Here is an 18,467-nt window from a genome sequence, read left to right on the forward strand (position 1 = left end):
ACGGCGCCGCGCGAAGAGGAGGGAGACGTTTTTGGCTCCCGACCGAGCAAGGGGACTGCGCAGCAGCGCGGCTCGTGCCACGCTGGGAGTCACTGAAACATAGCCGGTAATAGGCAGCAGACGCATCAAAGACACCAAAAGGCCCAGGATTGTTAAGGAGCGGGCCAGCGCTCCTTAACTCGGTTCGGCACAGCGGGTTAAGCTGCCCCCGCAATTATAAAACCGAAACAATTTCTCTAAAGCTAATGGTCTTTTAAGACAAAAATTGTCATTTAAGCCAAACCGGCACTGTTTACATAGTTGACTGGCACATTCAGAGACGGCGCCGCGCGAAGAGGAGGGAGACGCTTTTGGCTCCCGACCGAGCAAGGGGACTGCGGAGCAGCGCGGCTCGTGCCACGCTGGGAGTGACTGAAACATAGCCGGTAATAGGCAGCAGACGCATCAAAGACACCAAAAGGCCCAGGATTGTTAAGGAGCGGGCCAGCGCTCCTTAACTCGGTTCGGCACCGCGGGTTAAGTGGCCATTGCAATTATAAAACCGAAACAGCTCCTCTAAAGCCAATTGATTTTAAAATAAAAAATTGCCATTTAAGCTAAAACCCGAAACAGCTCCTCATAGCCCATTGCCTTTTTAAAACCAAAAAATTGCCATTTAAGCCAAACCGGCACTGTTTACATAGCTAGTTGGCACATTCAGAGACGGCGCCGCGCGAAGCGGAGGTAGACGTTTTTGGCTCCCGACCGAGCAAGGGGACTGCGGAGCAGCGCGGCTCGTGCCACGCTGGGAGTCACTGAAACATAGCCGGTAATAGGCAGCAGACGAATCAACAACACCAAAAGGCCCAGGATTGTTAAGGAGCGGGCCAGCGCTCCTTAACTCGGTTCGGCACAGCAGGTTAAGTGGCCACCGCAATTATAAAACCGAAAAAACTCCTCATAGCCCATTGACTTTAAAAAGAAAATTGCCATTTAAGCCCAACTTCTCATAGTCAATAATCAGGGTCACCGGCAGCGCAGAACAGGCTGTCGGTAATAAGCGACAGCATGAACGTTAACCGTCTCTAATTAACGACATTTAACCTTATGATAAATATATTAATTTATTTTAAATGACTTGAGCGTCTCTTTTTGACGACGGTGCGTCGGGTTTTTAAACGAATCTTTAGCCTGCAAGAAGAGCATTTTTCAATCTAAAAACTTTATTTCATAATAATAACAATGAATTGTAATAAAACTTTTTAAGTTGGCATGTTTCCTGCTATATTCTTGTCAGTTGCTCATTCAATCAGTTATAAATGCCTTGGCGGCTTGTCCGTTATTTGCGCTCATAACATCCGAATGACGCCACAGAAAAGGTGCCTATCGTTCACCAGACCGATATCGTTGCTTCGGCAATCTTATCAAGCATCGAACGACACGTTGAGTGAGGCACCACCTCTTCAGTCCGGCAGACTCTCCCCTGGGGGAGGTCTGCGGGGCGATTCATTAACTCCCTCAGCTTTATCCTTATCCTTCTGCAAGTTGCGGCTACCTGCGACACTATTTTCTTGCGCATTATCAGCCATTACTGGCCGTTTTTCCTCGTCTCAGCTAGTCTGGGTGCGATAAATCGACCTGTTACCGCTGTGGCCATAAGCCAGGCTCGGTATCTGCTACTTGATTAACCGTGAGATGATTTCCTTGAAAAAATGGCGTTTATTCCCTGGCTCGCTTCGACAGCTGGTGTTAATGGCCTTTCTGCTGGTATTGCTGCCGTTGCTGATTTTGGCGTATCAGGCCTATGAGAGTCTGAATCATCTGAGCAAGCAGGCGGCCGAAATCAATCGCACCACCATTGTTGATGCGCGACGTAGTGAGGCGATGACCAGTATTGCTCTCGAAATGGAGCGCAGCTATCGGCAATATTGCGTCCTTGGCGATGCCTCGCTTTCCACCTTGTACCAGAATCAACGTCGCCAGTATTCACAGATGCTGGATGCCCATGCCTCCGTTCTTCCTGATGTTCGCTATTATCAAAATTTGCGCGATCTGTTGACTCAGCTTGCGGAATTTAAATGTCAAAATAATGCCCCAGAGGCCGATGCCTCGATGCGACTGGAGCAGTTCTCGCGTTCCAATGCCGAAATGGTACACGCCACCCGTGAGGTGATTTATTCGCGTGGTCAGCAACTGCAACACGCTATTGCTTCTCGCGGCAAATTTTTTGGCTGGCAGGCGCTGGTGCTGTTTCTGCTCAGCGGCATGTTGGTGGTGCTGTTTACCCGTATGATTATCGGACCGGTGAAGGGCGTCGAACGTATGATTAACCGGCTGGGGGAAGGACGAGCGCCTGGCAGTGCCGCTAAATTTCGCGGCCCGAGAGAAATACGCGCGCTGGCCAAGCGTATTATCTGGCTGAGTGAACGTCTGGCCTGGTTTGAGTCACAACGCCATGAGTTTTTGCGGCATATTTCTCATGAGCTAAAAACACCGCTGGCCAGCATGCGCGAGGGAACCGAACTCTTGCGCGATGAAGTCGCCGGTCCCTTGACTCTCGACCAGAAAGAGGTGGTAACCATTCTTAATAGCAGCAGCCGTCATCTGCAAACGCTGATTGAACAGTTGCTGGATTACAATCGTCGACTGGCCGATGTGGTCACTGATAAAGAGCGGGTCAATCTGCCGGAACTCCTGCAAAGCGTGGCGGCAGCTCATAGTCTGACCGCACGAAGCAAGGGGATAAATACCGAGATCCACACCGATGCGACAGAATGCTGGGCAGAATCTATTTTATTGATGCGCGTATTGGATAATCTCTACTCCAATGCGGTGCACTATGGCGCTGAATCCGGTAACATTTGGCTGCGCAGCTGGCAAGATGGCCCATGTATCATGATTGATGTGGCAAATACCGGCACGCCGATCCCCGACGCTGAACGAGCGATGATATTTGAACCCTTTTTTCAGGGCAGCCAACTGCGTAAAGGCGCAGTGAAAGGTAGCGGATTAGGGTTAAGCATTGCCAGAGACTGTATAACACGTATGCAGGGTGAACTGAATTTGGTGGAAGTCGACTATGCTGACGTCTGTTTTCGCATTGCGTTGCCATCAGCCGCCGGAAACCTATAGCCGAGTATAATTGAACCATGCATAAACGATTTTTTTGCCGCATTGGCTACTTGAAAGCGCAATGGCGGCGGGCAAAACGCCTGCTGGTCCGGTGCCTGCGCCCGGCAGTGCTGTTAACGCCGGTACTGCTATCCGGTTGTATGCACAACAGCAGCGATCGCTTTTATCAGCCAGTGGAAGATGTGATCCCCCAGAGCAAAGTGGTGGATTTTCGCATGGCACCCTGTGAAACGCTGTGGATGCTCGATGACAGTAATACCATGAGTAATGGGCTTTACTGGCTGCGGGCGATGGACTGTGCCGATCGCATGAGTGCGGCCCAGGCGCATTATCAGATCGGCCAGCTCACCTCCGCAGGCTGGGCAAACAATTTCAAGCAAAGCATTTTAGAGGCAAGTTCCGATGCCGATATCGCACAACGTCGGGTGCTGCTGGACAAAGTGAACGGTTATCGCAGCCAGATCCCGGGAGCCATCCGTCCTTTGCTGGAACTCTGGCGGGAGCATCAGTCATTGCTGGTGGCCTTTGAGGACGAAAAAGCGCGTAATGCGCGCCAGCAACTCGCCGATCAGGCCCGGTTTGAAGAGATGAGCAACGCACAGAAGGTATTGCAAGCCAGTCTGCTGGATACCCGCCGCAAACTGGAAAATTTGACTGATATCGAGCGTCAGCTCTCTTCGCGCAAGCAATTGCAGGGGGAGTTGCCCGATAACGACAGTGCGCCAGCCGGCAGTGGTCGCAGCAAAAATGATACTGCCACCGACACCTATGTGCCCGCAAAAGCAACACAATCAAAAGCGACGGGAGATAAATGACCGTACGAAGAAATGCCAGTTTATTGCTGGTTGACGACGATCCCAGTCTGTTAAAACTGCTGGGCATGCGTCTGGTAAGCGAAGGTTTTCAGGTCACTACCGCGGCAAGTGGCGAAGAAGCGCTGAAGCTGTTACGTCGTGAACGTATCGATTTGGTGCTCAGCGACTTGCGCATGGATGAAATGGATGGCATGGCGCTATTTGCCGAGATCCAGAAGTTTCAGCCTGGTATGCCGGTAATTATTCTTACCGCACATGGCTCGATCCCCGACGCGGTGGCAGCTACTCAGCAGGGCGTGTTTGGTTTTTTGACCAAACCTGTTGATCGCGATGCCCTGTATAAGGCCATTGACGAAGCGCTGGCGCTGTCCATCCCTGCCGGCGACGAGAGCTGGCGCGAACATATTGTCACCCGCAGCCCGTTGATGCTGCGCCTGCTCGAGCAAGCCAAAATGGTGGCGCAGTCGGATGTCAGCCTGTTGATCCAGGGGCAGAGCGGTACCGGTAAAGAGGTGCTGGCGCAGGCCATCCACCGCACCAGTCCGCGCGGCAAAAATGCCTTTATCGCCATTAACTGCGGCGCCTTGCCGGAGCAATTGCTGGAATCCGAACTCTTTGGTCATGCCAAAGGGGCCTTTACCGGTGCGGTCAGCAGTCGCGAAGGACTGTTTCAGGCGGCGGATGGCGGCACACTGTTTCTGGATGAAATCGGCGATATGCCGCTGTCGTTACAGGTCAAGCTGCTGCGCGTTTTGCAGGAGCGTAAAGTGCGTCCGCTGGGCAGCAACTATGATATTGATGTCAATGTACGCATTATTTCCGCGACGCACCGTGATTTGCCGAAAGCGATGGAAAAAGGCGAGTTCCGCGAAGATCTGTTCTATCGTCTTAATGTGGTCAACCTTAAACTGCCGGCGTTAAATGAGCGGGCAGAAGATATTCCTTTGCTGGCCAATCATCTGTTACGCGAAGCGGCAGGGCGTCATAAACCTTTTGTACGCAGTTTTTCGACCGATGCCATGCGGCGTTTAATGGCCGCCAGCTGGCCTGGCAATGTTCGCCAGTTGGTGAACGTTATCGAGCAGTGTGTGGCCTTAACTTCTGCGCCAGTCATCAGCGAAGCGCTGGTTGAACAGGCGCTGGAAGGGGAAAATACGGCGCTGCCAACCTTTGTTGAAGCCCGAAACACCTTTGAATTGCACTATCTGCGCAAGCTTTTACAGATCACTCATGGCAACGTCACGCAGGCGGCGAGGATCGCCGGACGTAACCGTACCGAGTTCTACAAACTGCTTTCACGCCATGAACTGGAAGCCAACGATTTTAAAGCGTCATAAATATTTAGAAATCGGATATTTCCTCGCCGCCTTGAAGGATCGCGGGGATATGATACCTTAAGCGCCTGCGTGTGCCTTTGGCACCCAAAAGCTAAGCATACAATCTTGCTGCTGCCTGGCAAAAGCAGCGGCAAACGGATAAAAAAAGGGCATGCCATGAAGAAAATTGATGCGATTATTAAACCTTTCAAGCTAGATGATGTACGTGAAGCCTTGGCCGAAGTGGGCATTACCGGGATGACGGTCACCGAAGTCAAAGGCTTTGGTCGTCAGAAAGGGCACACCGAGCTTTACCGTGGCGCAGAGTATATGGTGGATTTTCTGCCTAAAGTGAAGATCGAAATCGTGGTGGCTGACGATATCGTGGATACCTGCGTTGAAACCATTATGACCACGGCGCAGACCGGCAAAATTGGCGATGGTAAAATTTTCGTCTTTGACGTGTCTCGTGTGGTGCGTATTCGTACCGGTGAACAAGACGAAGAAGCGATCTAACGCTTTGACGGGCTGGATCTCTCCGGCCCGACGTTTCCCCTGCGCCTTTCCCTCAGATTTATTGATTACCCCCTCTCTGCCCAGCTGCGACACCTGTCCATTTTTTGCTCAATTTATTATACCGCTTATAATTAGGGCTATTATCCCAGCTCATTGATAAACAATAATAAAATTTATTTTGGAATTTGATGAATAAATTTAGGCGCTGTTTTTGATGAATTTTCCGTGCTTTATGTTTGTTTTATGTAAATAAAATGGGTTTTTTATATGACTATTGACTAAGAATGAGAGTAATATCACATTTTCTTGTTATACCAATCTTAGTTTCTGTCCTATATGTGGTTTTCACCCATAACAACTATTCCAGGGTGTTATTAAATGACAGCGACCTCCCGATTGGGAAGGAACGACTGCCGCTTTTTTTCGCATAACAGTGAGAAGGCTTTAGTAATGTCAGACAATGAGCTCCTTGCGCAGGGACAACCGCCTTCGCGAATATCCCGACGCCTGTTTTTAGGCGGCGCCCTTGCCGTCCTATCCGTGCCGTTAATCAATAAAATGCTGCTCAATCCGGCTTATGCGGCACCTGTTGCCGGATTGCCGCAGGCCAAAAACGATTTTCAGTCGATCTCCCGTTATTTGACTGGCCATATGCAGCTGGATGCCACGCTATCCGAGCGTTATTACCAGGCGCTATTGCGTCTGTACCCCGATTTCACCGCTCAGGTTCAGGCGCTGCAGAGCTTTATCTCCAGTCGCAGCCTGGCCGCCAGCGACCTGCAAAAAGTTCTCGATGTTGAACAACCGGCATTAAGCAAACTTCCGCGCAGTATTTTACAAGCCTGGTATATCGGCGTGGTGGGTGAGGGCGCGCAAGCTATCTGCATCGCCTATGAGCAGGCGTTAATGAATATCAGCGTGAGCGATCACTTAAACCCTCCCAGCTACGCTTACGGTGCCTATGGTACCTGGGCTAAAAAACCTGCATAAAGGCAAAAAACATGACTGATAACTATTCTGCCGACGTTGTGGTGATCGGCTCGGGGATCGTTGGCTCTTTGGTGGCTCACCGTCTGGCCAAACAGGGGATTTCGGTGATTATTCTCGAATCCGGGCCGCGTTTTGATCGCGGTGCCATCACCGAAAATTTCCGTAATTCGCCGCGCAAAAATGACTTTATGTCGCCTTATCCTTTTTCGCCATGGTCGCCGCACCCGGTGTATAAACCGCAAAGTAACGATTATCTGGTGCAGATGGGCCCCTATCCCTATGCCGCTGAATATATTCGCATGGTCGGCGGTACCACCTGGCACTGGGCGGCGCAGGCGTGGCGGGTATTACCTAATGATATGAAAATCCATACCCTGTACGGTGTCGGTCGCGACTGGCCGATATCTTATGATGAGCTAGAGCCGTTTTATTACGAGGCCGAAGTGAAAATGGGGGTCTCGGGTGCGCCCAACAACGGCTCTCCACGCAGTCAGCCTTTCCCCATGGAGCCGGTGGCCGAGTCCTGGTTGCAACAGCGTTTTCGCGAGCGTCTGGCACCGGGCGGCTATGAGGTGATTGTCAATACCACCGCGCGCAATAGCCGCAATTATGATGGTCGTCCTGCCTGCTGCGGCAACAATAACTGCATGCCTATCTGCCCGATTGACGCGCAGTATCATGGCGGCATCGCCGCTCAGGCCGCCGAAGACGCAGGGGCAAAACTGATTGCCAATGCCGTGGTCTATCGCCTTGAGCACGATGAGAAAGGGCGCATTGTCGCTGCGCATTATTACGATCCCGACAAAGGCACGCATAAAGTCACGGCGAAGAACTTTGTGCTGGCCGCCAACGGCATTGAAAGCCCGAAATTGTTACTGTTATCAGCCAGCGACAAATATCCACAGGGGCTGGCCAACAGCTCAGGTACGGTCGGTCGCAATCTAATGGATCACCCCAGCAACTCTCTGACCTTTGATTGCGACGAGCCGCTGTGGCCGGGGCGTGGTCCCATGAGCCCGGGATCGATCAATAGCCTGCGCGATGGTGCCTTCCGCTCAGACTATGCCTCTTTCCGTATCGATATCTCCAACGCCTCTCAGGTGTTGTCGGCCACCAGTGCCTTGCTGGCGGAAGGGGTTTACGGTATTGATTTGGATAAACAAATCAACTATCGCGCCGCCCATCAGATGAGTTTGAAAAATGTTATGGAGTTGCTGCCCGATCCTGAAAACCGCGTGGTATTAAGCGACCGTAAAGATGCGCTGGGTATTCCCACTCCGGGCGTGATTTACCATATGAGTGACTATGTACATAAAGGCATGGCGCGGGCGGTGGAAGAGTACACCAAGATTGCCAAATTAATGGGCGGCAGCAATCTGCGCTTTAGCAAGCCCGGCATTTATGGCAACAACCAGCATATAACCGGCACCATGAGTATGGGCAACGATCCTCATGATTCGGTGGTCGACGCCTTTGGCCGCTGCCACGATCACGAAAATCTGTTTATTGCCAGCACCGGCGTGATGCCGACTTCCGCTACCGTTAACTCCACGCTTACCGCCGTGGCTTTAGGGTTGCGTACCGCCGATCATCTCGCGAAAACTGCGCTATAGGACTGATCATCATGATATTTAAAAAGATTAAGCCTGGTCAGCAGGTAGCGACATTGCTGGCGTTATTGCTGGGATTTGGCAGCGTCGCGGCACAGGCATCATTAAGCGCCGATCAGCAACAGTTGATTAAAAAAGGGGAGTATATTGCCACTGCCGGTGACTGCGTGGCTTGCCATTCGGTAGCCGGTGGTCAGCCCTTTGCCGGTGGTCTGGGGTTGGCAACGCCGCTGGGGACCATCTACTCAAGCAATATCACCCCATCGAAAAGCCACGGCATTGGCAACTACAGCTTTGAGCAGTTTGCCAGAGCAGTGCGCGGCGGGGTACGTGCTGACGGTGCCAATCTCTATCCGGCGATGCCTTATACTTCTTACGCCAAGATCAGTGACGAAGATATGCAGGCGTTGTACGCCTATTTTATGCAGGGTGTTGCGCCGGTGGATAGCGCCGCTACGAAAACTGCGCTGCCTTTCCCTTTTAATGTGCGACTGTCGATGGCTGGCTGGAATTTGCTGTTTCTTGATAACCAGCGCTTTGTCGCCGATGCGGGCAAAAGTCAGCAGATCAATCGCGGGGCTTATCTGGCCGAGGCACTGGAACACTGCAGCACCTGCCATACGCCGCGTAATGCCCTGATGGCAGAGCAGGGGAGCCAGGCATTGGCTGGCAGTAGTCTGGGTACCTGGTACGCGCCAAATATCACCTCCGATGCGGTAGCGGGCATTGGTAGCTGGAGCGATAGCGAGATTGTCGATTATCTGAAGAGCGGTCATGCTGCTGGGAAAGCGCAGGCGGCCGGGCCGATGGCCGAAGCTATCGATCATAGCCTCAGCCATCTGAGCGACAGTGATTTACAGGCGATTGCTGCCTGGTTAAAACAGACTGCGCCGCAGAGTAGCCCCGGTCAGGCACAGTCCGCCGATAGCTGGGGACAACCGGCGACTTATCTGGCACAACTGCGTGGTGTGGCGCGTCCCGCCCAGGCTGACAGCATGACCGGCTGGCAGGTGTATGATGGCTATTGCGCCAGTTGCCATCAGCCAAGCGGCCAGGGCAGTCCCGACGGTGGCTTGCCTTCGCTGCTGCATAACACCGCATTGGGCCATGAAAATGCCGACAATCTGGTCATGGCTATCCTTAACGGTGTGCAGCGCGGGCCAGAAGTGAAGGATGTGGCGATGCCAGCCTTTGGTCACTTGTTGTCGGACCATCAGGTCGCGGTGTTAAGTAATCAGCTATTGCAGCAGTTTGGCAACCCGCAAGTCCAGGTTAGCGAACAGCGGGTAAAAGAGTTGCGTGCAGGAGGTAAAGCTTCTCCGCTACTGGCCATCGCCCAATATGCAACGGCTATTGGTGCGGTGGTGGTGGTACTGATTGCTTTCTTCTTCTCGCGGAGAAAACGTCGGCAATAGGGCAGTTATTCTTTCCGGCGGCAGTTTTCTGTCGCTGGCCAGGCGGTGTAGCCATACACCGCCTGATATTGCAGATCGGCTTATCTCGACCCTGGATGCGCTGTCCTTTTTCGCCTCGCCATACCTGCCATCGTCTGTCACCCTCTTGCAGTCCGCTTGCGGGATATCTCACAAAGCTGAAGATTTCACATATGAATGTGAAGAAAACTCGCTTGAATGCCGATTGTATTTAACGGATCAAAGCCTTGTGCCGTCTATAGCCAATCGTTTGCTTAAAAAGCTGATACTGAGGCTATCCCAACCGGGGGGAAACAGTTTACACTGTGCGCCAGAACCCGTTAGGGGCGTTTATTTAAGTTTGTTGAGTCAGGAGATGCAGATGTTAAAGCGTGAAATGAACATTGCCGATTATGATGCCGAACTGTGGCATGCAATGCAGCAGGAAGTCGTACGTCAGGAAGAGCACATCGAGCTGATTGCGTCAGAAAACTACACCAGCCCACGCGTGATGCAGGCTCAAGGTTCTCAGCTGACTAACAAATATGCCGAAGGTTACCCTGGCAAGCGTTACTACGGCGGCTGTGAATTCGTTGATATCGTTGAACAACTGGCAATCGATCGTGCCAAAGAGCTGTTCGGTGCCGATTATGCCAACGTTCAACCGCACTCTGGCTCACAGGCCAACTTTGCGGTCTATACCGCACTGCTGCAACCGGGCGATACCATTCTGGGTATGAACCTGGCCCACGGCGGTCACCTGACCCACGGTTCTCCGGTTAACCTGTCGGGTAAACTGTATAACGTGGTGCCTTACGGTATCGACGAAAGCGGCAATATCGATTATGAAGATCTGGCGCGTCAGGCCCAATTGCATAAACCAAAAATGATCATCGGCGGTTTCTCCGCGTTCTCCGGTATTGTTGACTGGGCAAAAATGCGTGAAATTGCCGACAGCATCGATGCCTGGTTCTTTGTGGATATGGCCCACGTTGCCGGTCTGATTGCCGCTGGCGTCTATCCGAACCCGGTTCCTCATGCCCATATCGTGACCACTACCACGCACAAAACTCTGGCCGGTCCTCGCGGCGGCCTGATTTTGGCGAAAGGCGGTGACGAAGATCTGTATAAAAAACTGAACTCTGCGGTGTTCCCGGGTGGTCAGGGTGGTCCGTTGATGCACGTTATCGCCGGTAAAGCCGTGGCACTGAAAGAAGCCATGGAACCCGAGTTCAAAGCTTATCAGCAGCAAGTAGCGATCAACGCCAAAGCAATGGTTGATGTTGTGCTGCAACGCGGTTACAAAGTGGTCTCCGGCGGTACTCATAACCACCTATTCCTGCTGGATCTGGTGGATAAAGGTCTGACCGGTAAAGAAGCCGATGCAGCCCTCGGTCGTGCCAATATCACGGTGAACAAAAACAGTGTGCCAAACGATCCGAAAAGCCCGTTTGTCACTTCAGGTGTGCGTATTGGTACCCCTGCAGTAACCCGTCGCGGCTTTAAAGAAGCTGAAGTTCGTGAACTGGCTGGCTGGATCTGTGACGTTCTGGATAACCTGAACGACGAAGCCACTATTGAACGCGTAAAACAAAAAGTGCTCGATATCTGCGCCCGTTTCCCGGTCTACGCATAATTTCGCACTGAAATAGGCTGATCTTAAAAAACGGTATTGTTTTCAATACCGTTTCACACGGCTGACAAAGTCCGTTATTAGGGAGAGTGCACCGTTGGGGTCGTAGCGGGCTTGCCCGCCGGAGCGCCCCCAGGTGTGCTATGCCCGGGTATCTCTATCATCAAGACGACTTTGTCATCAAACTCAAACGGTATTGTTTTCAATACCGTTTTTTTATTGGTTTTTTCTCAGATTTTGAGATTGCTGGCTCTGGTAAGCTCTGTCAAAGTAGCGCTTCAATCCGGAGGCACTATGGTACTGCGTTCTACATATTGGCTGGCGCTTAGCTATTTCACCTATTTTTACAGTTACGGTATCTTTCTGCCCTTCTGGGGTATTTGGCTAAAAGGGGAGGGTATCTCCTCGGAAAGTATCGGACTTCTGCTCGGTGCCGGTCTGGTGGCACGTTTTCTCGGCACGCTGATTATCTCTCCTGCTATTAAAGATCCCGCATATCTGGTTACCGGGCTTCGTATACTGGCGTTGTTGACCCTGGTGTTTAGTGTCGGCTATTGGTTTGGCAACGGCTGGGCCTGGTTGATGATCAATATTGCCGGATTTAGCCTGTTTTTCGGTCCTCTGGTTCCCCTTACCGATGCCCTGGCGGGGACGCTACAGCGGCAGATCGCCATGGACTACGGCAAGGTGCGGGTCTGGGGATCGATTGCCTTTGTTATCGGCTCGGCGGTGACCGGCAAGCTGGTATCGGTCTATGGACATAATGCCATTCTCTATTCATTGACCGCCGGGGTTGTGGCCATGCTATTGGGCATGCTGCTGCAACCGAGCGTAAAACCCATTGCTCAGGATCGGCAGGCGCGTGGACCTGTAACGCCATGGCGAGTGCTGCTGGCCGAACCGGCGGTCTGGCGCTTTTTGCTCTGTGTCACGTTGATGATGGGAGCCCATGCCGCCTACTACGGATTCAGCGCCATTTACTGGCAGGATGCCGGTTATTCGGCAGCCACCGTAGGCTATTTATGGTCATTGGGGGTCGTTGCGGAGATTGTGGTGTTCACCTTTAGCCAACGCCTGTTTCGCCGCTGGTCGGCGCGTAATATGCTGCTGCTCTCTGCCGTGTGCGGCATTGTACGCTGGGTTATGATGGGGGAGTTTATCGCTTTACCCTGGTTGCTGGTGATACAGCTGCTGCACTGTGGCAGTTTTACCGTTTGTCATCTGGCAGGAATGCGCTTTATTGCTTCACGCCCGCGCGATCAGGTGATCCGCCTGCAAGCGATTTATTCGGCGCTGGCGATGGGCGGGGGTATTGCCGTTATGACCATGGTCTCGGGCTATCTGTTTGCCACTCTACATGGCGGATTGTTTTGGGTGATGGCGCTGGTGGCACTTCCGGCACTGTTCCTGCGACCGCAAGTGACGCCGGCTCAAAACTGATGAGCTTCCAACAGAGAGCGTATTTTTTTGCGCTGCTCTTTGGTTAATGGCAATTGGGTATGAATAATCAGCGGATCCGCGTCGGTGCTTTGTGTGGCGTAAGGGGTGACGATCATAGCGACGCCGCCCGGTGCGCCCTGTTGATGAAAAGCTTCCAGCGTTTGGTATTTAATATTTAACGGCAACAAGGTGGCTTCACGGATCTGCTGTTCCACCGCTGTCTCTAACTGCGGATTATTGCCGGTCAGCAGCAGGATCTGTTTCTCGCCGAGGGCGTTACCCTGCATCAACCAGGCACCAAAACTGACTGCGACCAGGCCGATTTCTTCCTGCGATAGTTCGATATCATAAGTGCGCTTAAAACCCTGTAGTGCATCTTGCGTGGTGCGCATCAGGCGTGGATACATGCGGTTGACCTCATCTTGCAACTGGCTATCGACGCCAATATCAAAACGACAGCGTTCGATGGCAGGCCCAAGATGAGCAAACAGTTGGCTGATCAAACCGCGATCGCTGCTAAAGGTCATTCCCGACACTTCCTGAAAACTGGCTACCAGTTCCCGGATAGCATGCATTAACTTTTGGTCTTCCCGCGAGCCAGAACTGTCGTAGCTATGATTTTTAATCAAGGTCAGCAACAGAGTAAAAAAGTCCCGTTCGCACTCGGCAATCCCTTTGCTAAACAGTTTTTGCAGCTGACTAAAGATCAACGATGCAGCGGAAAATTCCGGCTTGTTGCGCAACCATTGTTGTTGGCTGTCTGAGAGCTGTAGTTGAGGGATCTCAAGGTTTTGCCACAGGCAATATTGCAGGTAGATATGCAAGAATTGCTCGTCGCGGCTGCTGAACTCTCTGTGCAACTGACGGGATATCGTGGTGATCAGCGTCGGAAACTGGCGATCATAGCGGCTGCTGTCAAAATCAGCGGTTTGAGCAAGATGGCGAGTAAACAGTGGTGTAAAATGTTGATGAATAAAATTGGGATTGCTGCGGATAGCTCGTCGCAGATACTGGATCAGGCACAGCCGTTGATTGAGCAAGCCTCCCTGCAACCGGCAGTGATGGTCGTGGCTCGTCACAATTTCCAGCTGATGTAGACGCTGTATATCAAGAGATAGCTGCGCAACATCTTGCTGTGTGGTCTTCAGGTCCACGCCATTAATCTGGCTGACTTTCTCCAGTTGTACCGCCGGTAACGGCGCATACAGCATCAACAATAGGTTGCAGCGACGTTGTTGAGCGGAGAGCTCAGGCACGGAGGAGGTGTCCAGGCTCATATCACCTTCTATAATAGTTTTTTAATATCGCCTTTAGCATAGCAAATCATCGGCTATTCAACGCGCTACCGCTCACGCTTTTACACCGGCTTACAACTGAGATCACAGATTTGACTTAAATGGCAATTTTCTTTTTTGAGGTCAATTTGCCAGGAGGGAAGGGTTTTTAATTGCAAATTTGCTTTTAAATTCAAGGTCAAGGTTGAGGTCAACTTCAACTTCAACTTCAACTTCAAGGTCAAGGTCAAGGTCAACTTCAAGGTCAAGGGCATTCGCTGCGCTCACTGGGCGGCGGCCCAGACCGCCCAAAGGAGGCGAAGGCGCGCCTCCTTTGGAATCCTGCGCCTTGTCCAAATTGATAAGTGTCGTGCCCTCGGTTGTAGTTCTTTCCAGTGGCTTCTGAGTGTGGCCTAAACCACGCCGCTTCGCGGTCCCTTCACTCGGTCGCGAGCCAAAAGCGTCTCGCTCCACGTCGTTCAGCGTAGGTTTTGAATCGGCCAGGAAACATTTAAAGCAAAACCGGGATTGGCTTAAATGACAATTTTTGGTTTTAAAGTCAACTTCAACTTCAAGGGCATTCGCTGCGCTCACTGGGCGGCGGCCCAGACCGCCCAAAGGAGGCGAAGGCGCGCCTCCTTTGGAATCCTGCGCCTTGTCCAAATTGAACAGTGTCGTGCCCTCGGTTGTAGTTCTTTCCAGTGACATCGGTGTGTGGCCTAAACCACGCCGCTGCGCGGTCCCTTCACTCGGTCGCGAGCCAAAAGCGTCTCGCTCCACGTCGTTCAGCGTAGGTTTTGAATCGGCCAGGAAACATTTACTGCAAAACCGGCAACATTAAAGGTCAACGGCGAAAGACAAAAAGACAAAACAGTAGTTTCTGAAACGGTATGGTTTACATAGCTTACTGGCACATTCAGAGACGGCGCCGCGCGAAGCGGAGGGAGACGCTTTTGGCTCCCGACCGAGCAAGGGGACTGCGCAGCAGCGCGGCTCGTGCCACGCTGGGAGTCACTGAAACATAGCCGGTAATAAGCAGCAGACGCATCAACAACACCAAAAGGCCCAGGATTGTTAAGGAGCGGGCCAGCGCTCCTTAACTCGGTTCGGCACAGCAGGTTAAGTAGCCACTGCAATGATAAAACCGAAACAGCTCCTCTAAAGCCAATTGACGTTAAAACCAAAAATTGCCATTTAAGCCAAACCGGTACGACGTACATAGCTAGTTGGCACATTCAGAGACGGCGCCGCGCGAAGAGGAGGGAGACGCTTTTGGCTCCCGACCGAGCAAGGGGACTGCGGAGCAGCGCGGCTCGTGCCACGCTGGGGGTAACTGAAACATAGCCGGTAATAGGCAGCAGATGAATCAAAGACACCAAAAGGCCCAGGATTGTTAAGGAGCGGGCCAGCGCTCCTTAACTCGGTTCGGTACAGTGGGTTAAGTTGCCCCCGCTATTATAAAACCGAAACAGCTCCTCTAAAGCCAATTGATTTTAAAATGAGAAATTGCCATTTAAGCCAAACCGAAACAGCTCCTCTAAAGCCAATTGATTTTAAAATGAGAAATTGCCATTTAAGCCCAACTCGAAACAGCTCCTCTAAAGCCAATTGATTTTAAAATGAGAAATTGCCATTTAAGCCAAACCGAAACAGCTCCTCTAAAGCCAATTGACTTTAAAAAAAGAAAATTGCCATTTAAGCCCAAACCGAAACAGCTCCTCTAAAGCCAATTGACTTTAAAAAGAAAATTGACTTTAAGCCACATTCGCTATTAAAAACCCAGTTCTTATCGCTTCAGAGCTTCGCTCAACTCATCCCGCATGGTCATCAGAATACCTTTAACGACGCGTGGGTTACCGGCAACGACATTCCCTGAAGAGTAATGGTTATGGCCGCCAACAAAGTCAGTAACCACGCCGCCAGATTCACGAACCATCAGTTCGCCACCGGCGAAATCCCAGGGTTTCAAACCGATTTCAAAGAAACCGTCAACGCGACCAGCGGCCACATAGGCCAGATCCAGCGCAGCAGAACCGGTGCGGCGGAAGTCGGCACATTGGGTAAACAACTTGCCGACAACATTGATATAACTGTTGGCGTGCTGTTTTACTTTGAATGGGAAACCGGTCGCCAGAATGGTGCCGTCGAGATCTTTGGCGTTGGTGCCGCGCAGACGATAACCGTTAAGCTGTGCGCCCTGACCGCGGGTCGCGGTGAACAGTTCGTTACGCATAGGATCGTAAACTACCGCCACTTCAGTGCGGCCTTTGATGCGCACGGCGATAGAAACTGCAAAATGAGGGAAACGTTTAACGAAATTGGTGGTGCCATCCAGTGGGTCAATAATCCATTGTACATCTTGATCTTCGCCAACCAACTCACCACATTCTTCACTAATAATGGTGTGTTTTGGGTATGACTTGCGAATAACGTCGATAATCATATGCTCTGCATCACGATCTACGTTAGTAACAAAATCATTGGTGCCTTTCTGCGTTGCTTCTACAGCGTCTGGAGTTTCGTAATTTTTGGCAATCAGGTTACCGGCCTTGCGCGCAGCGCGCACGGCGATGGTGAGCATCGGATGCATGGATATCTTCCAACTAGGATGTTAAAGAACGGGAAACGGCGCGCAGTATAGCAACACTTGCGACAAACGCCAATCACTTTGGCGACGCCTGACATAATAACCTTTGCAGAGGATTGGCTAAATCATCACGGGGCGGCGGTTTGTGATAAACTGTTGTGATTTTCCGCAACGCTCAGAGTTTGTATGTTACACAATATCCGCATTGTCCTGGTTGAAACCTCCCATACCGGGAATATGGGCTCCACCGCCCGCGCTATGAAAACCATGGGGTTATCCAACCTCTATCTGGTCAATCCGCTGGTCAAACCCGATTCGCAGGCGATTTCGCTGTCTGCCGGTGCCAGTGATGTGATTGGCAATGCCACCATTGTTGATACGCTGGATGAAGCGCTGGCCGGATGCAGCCTGGTGATTGGCACCAGTGCCCGTTCTCGTACCTTGCCATGGCCAATGCTGGAACCGCGCGAATGCGGTGAACACAGCGCCAAAGCGGTATTGACCGCGCCGGTTGCGCTGGTATTTGGTCGTGAACGCGTTGGCCTGACCAACGAAGAGCTGCAAAAGTGTAACTTCCATGTCTGTATCCCGGCTAACCCGGAATATAGCTCGCTCAATCTGGCGATGGCAGTACAGATTATTGCCTACGAGGTTCGTGTTGCGTGGCTTAATCAGCTTGAAGCCGCCAAGCCGCCGGTGGTCTATGAAGAAACCCCTTATCCTCTGGTGGACGATCTCGAACGCTTCTATCAGCACCTTGAACAGGTACTGCTGAAAATCGGCTTTATTCGTCAGGCTCATCCGGGCCAGGTGATGAGTAAGCTGCGTCGTTTGTTTACCCGTGCCCGTCCTGAATCCCAGGAATTAAATATTTTGCGCGGTATTTTAACCTCAGTCGATAAACTCGATAACGACAAGCACTAAGTCGAGCTATCCGTTGTCTACTCTTGCTCAATGGGTTAGCGACCAGATTTTCGGTCAGCTATCGCCCCGGGATGGGTATGTATAATACTTGAGTAAATTACTGGGTTAAATAGTTGACTAAATTAGTATGGAATGTCAGACTTCATTTTATGTTGTCCCCCAATGATATTTTGAATTTCACGAACAGGTAATCATGTTATGAGACTGACATCTAAAGGCCGTTATGCTGTTACTGCTATGCTCGACGTAGCACTGCATTCTCAAGAAGGCCCAGTGCCTTTAGCCGACATCTCTGAACGTCAGGGCATCTCGCTTTCGTATCTCGAACAGCTGTTTTCCCGTCTGCGCAAGCATGAACTGGTTGCCAGCGTACGCGGTCCAGGCGGGGGTTATCTGTTGGGGCGTGATGCCGGTGAAATTTCCGTTGGTTCAGTGATCACTGCGGTTGACGAGTCGGTTGATGCTACCCGTTGTCAGGGCAAAGAAGGTTGCCAGGGCGGCGAGCGCTGCCTGACCCACACCCTGTGGCGCGATCTGAGCGAGCGCATTAGCGGCTTCCTTAATGACATCACCCTCGGCGAGTTGGTTAACAGCCAGGAAGTGATGGAAGTGGCAGATCGTCAGAACGGCGAAACCCGTCGTCTGCCAAATGGCCGTCTGCAAGACACTATCAATGTGAATCTGCGCGCGTAATCTCGGCTCTTTGACCGATATGCAGGCAGTATCACCACGGCAAACTTTTTGCCGTTAAATGACCGGGTTGCACAAGCGCATTGATTATCGATCAATGCCCACTTGTCGCCCGGTTTTTTGTTATCTGCCAGCGAAAATTACCGCCA

Annotated in this window: 14 protein-coding genes; 11 read left to right on the plus strand and 3 right to left on the minus strand. The window is 51.7% G+C overall.

Going from position 1 to position 18,467, the window contains the following annotated elements; genetic code table 11:
- The first annotated feature begins 1,674 nt into the window (after positions 1-1,674).
- The 9 genes from GW590_RS21910 to GW590_RS21950 all read left to right on the plus strand — a co-directional run bounded on the left by GW590_RS21910 (position 1,675) and on the right by GW590_RS21950 (position 12,843).
- Complete coding sequence (locus GW590_RS21910) at positions 1,675-3,111, plus strand: sensor histidine kinase (protein WP_169405207.1); 1,437 nt, start codon at positions 1,675-1,677, stop codon at positions 3,109-3,111.
- 17 nt (positions 3,112-3,128) lie between these two features.
- Positions 3,129-3,926, plus strand: coding sequence for a two-component system QseEF-associated lipoprotein QseG (qseG, locus tag GW590_RS21915; protein WP_169405208.1), 798 nt, complete (start codon positions 3,129-3,131; stop codon positions 3,924-3,926).
- Positions 3,923-5,263: a two-component system response regulator GlrR gene (gene glrR / locus GW590_RS21920; protein WP_169405209.1), complete on the plus strand. Its 1,341-nt coding sequence runs from the start codon at positions 3,923-3,925 to the stop codon at positions 5,261-5,263. The genes qseG and glrR overlap by 4 nt, the downstream gene beginning before the upstream one ends.
- 156 nt (positions 5,264-5,419) lie before the next feature.
- On the plus strand, positions 5,420-5,758 hold the full coding sequence (gene glnB, locus GW590_RS21925; RefSeq protein ID WP_169405210.1) for a nitrogen regulatory protein P-II: 339 nt from the start codon (positions 5,420-5,422) through the stop codon (positions 5,756-5,758).
- A 450-nt stretch (positions 5,759-6,208) separates the two neighbouring features.
- Positions 6,209-6,748, plus strand: a complete 540-nt coding sequence (locus GW590_RS21930; protein WP_169405211.1) for a sorbitol dehydrogenase family protein — start codon at positions 6,209-6,211, stop codon at positions 6,746-6,748.
- 11 nt (positions 6,749-6,759) lie between these two features.
- Positions 6,760-8,361, plus strand: coding sequence for a GMC family oxidoreductase (locus tag GW590_RS21935; protein WP_169405212.1), 1,602 nt, complete (start codon positions 6,760-6,762; stop codon positions 8,359-8,361).
- Between the two features lie 11 nt (positions 8,362-8,372).
- The gene (locus tag GW590_RS21940) at positions 8,373-9,773 is read left to right on the plus strand and encodes a c-type cytochrome (RefSeq protein ID WP_169405213.1); all 1,401 of its coding nucleotides are present in this window, start codon (positions 8,373-8,375) and stop codon (positions 9,771-9,773) included.
- 379 nt (positions 9,774-10,152) lie between these two features.
- Entirely contained in the window at positions 10,153-11,406 is a 1,254-nt protein-coding gene (gene glyA, locus GW590_RS21945) for a serine hydroxymethyltransferase (RefSeq protein WP_169405214.1), read from the plus strand.
- A 291-nt stretch (positions 11,407-11,697) separates the two neighbouring features.
- On the plus strand, positions 11,698-12,843 hold the full coding sequence (locus GW590_RS21950) for a 3-phenylpropionate MFS transporter (RefSeq protein ID WP_169405215.1): 1,146 nt from the start codon (positions 11,698-11,700) through the stop codon (positions 12,841-12,843).
- On the opposite strand, the gene csiE is transcribed toward GW590_RS21950, so the two are convergent.
- The 3 genes from csiE to suhB form a co-directional block, all read right to left on the minus strand.
- A complete protein-coding gene (csiE, locus tag GW590_RS21955; RefSeq protein ID WP_169405216.1) occupies positions 12,834-14,120 on the minus strand; it encodes a stationary phase inducible protein CsiE in 1,287 nt (428 codons plus the stop codon). The two genes, GW590_RS21950 and csiE, sit on opposite strands and share 10 nt — an antisense overlap.
- A gap of 141 nt (positions 14,121-14,261) precedes the next feature.
- Positions 14,262-14,825 carry a hypothetical protein gene (locus tag GW590_RS21960; RefSeq protein WP_169405217.1) on the minus strand — a complete coding sequence of 188 codons (564 nt, stop codon included), beginning with the start codon at positions 14,823-14,825 and terminating at the stop codon, positions 14,262-14,264.
- 1,078 nt (positions 14,826-15,903) lie between these two features.
- Positions 15,904-16,707: an inositol-1-monophosphatase gene (suhB, locus tag GW590_RS21965; RefSeq protein ID WP_169405218.1), complete on the minus strand. Its 804-nt coding sequence runs from the start codon at positions 16,705-16,707 to the stop codon at positions 15,904-15,906.
- A gap of 183 nt (positions 16,708-16,890) precedes the next feature.
- Here suhB and trmJ point away from each other — a divergent pair, with 183 nt between their 5' ends.
- Positions 16,891-17,628, plus strand: coding sequence for a tRNA (cytosine(32)/uridine(32)-2'-O)-methyltransferase TrmJ (trmJ, locus tag GW590_RS21970; RefSeq protein ID WP_169405219.1), 738 nt, complete (start codon positions 16,891-16,893; stop codon positions 17,626-17,628).
- Positions 17,629-17,826: 198 nt separating this feature from the next.
- Positions 17,827-18,321, plus strand: a complete 495-nt coding sequence (gene iscR / locus GW590_RS21975; protein WP_169405220.1) for a Fe-S cluster assembly transcriptional regulator IscR — start codon at positions 17,827-17,829, stop codon at positions 18,319-18,321.
- Positions 18,322-18,467: the final 146 nt, after the last annotated feature.

This window comes from Rouxiella aceris (assembly GCF_012933545.1).
In the GTDB taxonomy this organism is placed as follows: Bacteria; Pseudomonadota; Gammaproteobacteria; order Enterobacterales; family Enterobacteriaceae; genus Rouxiella; species Rouxiella aceris.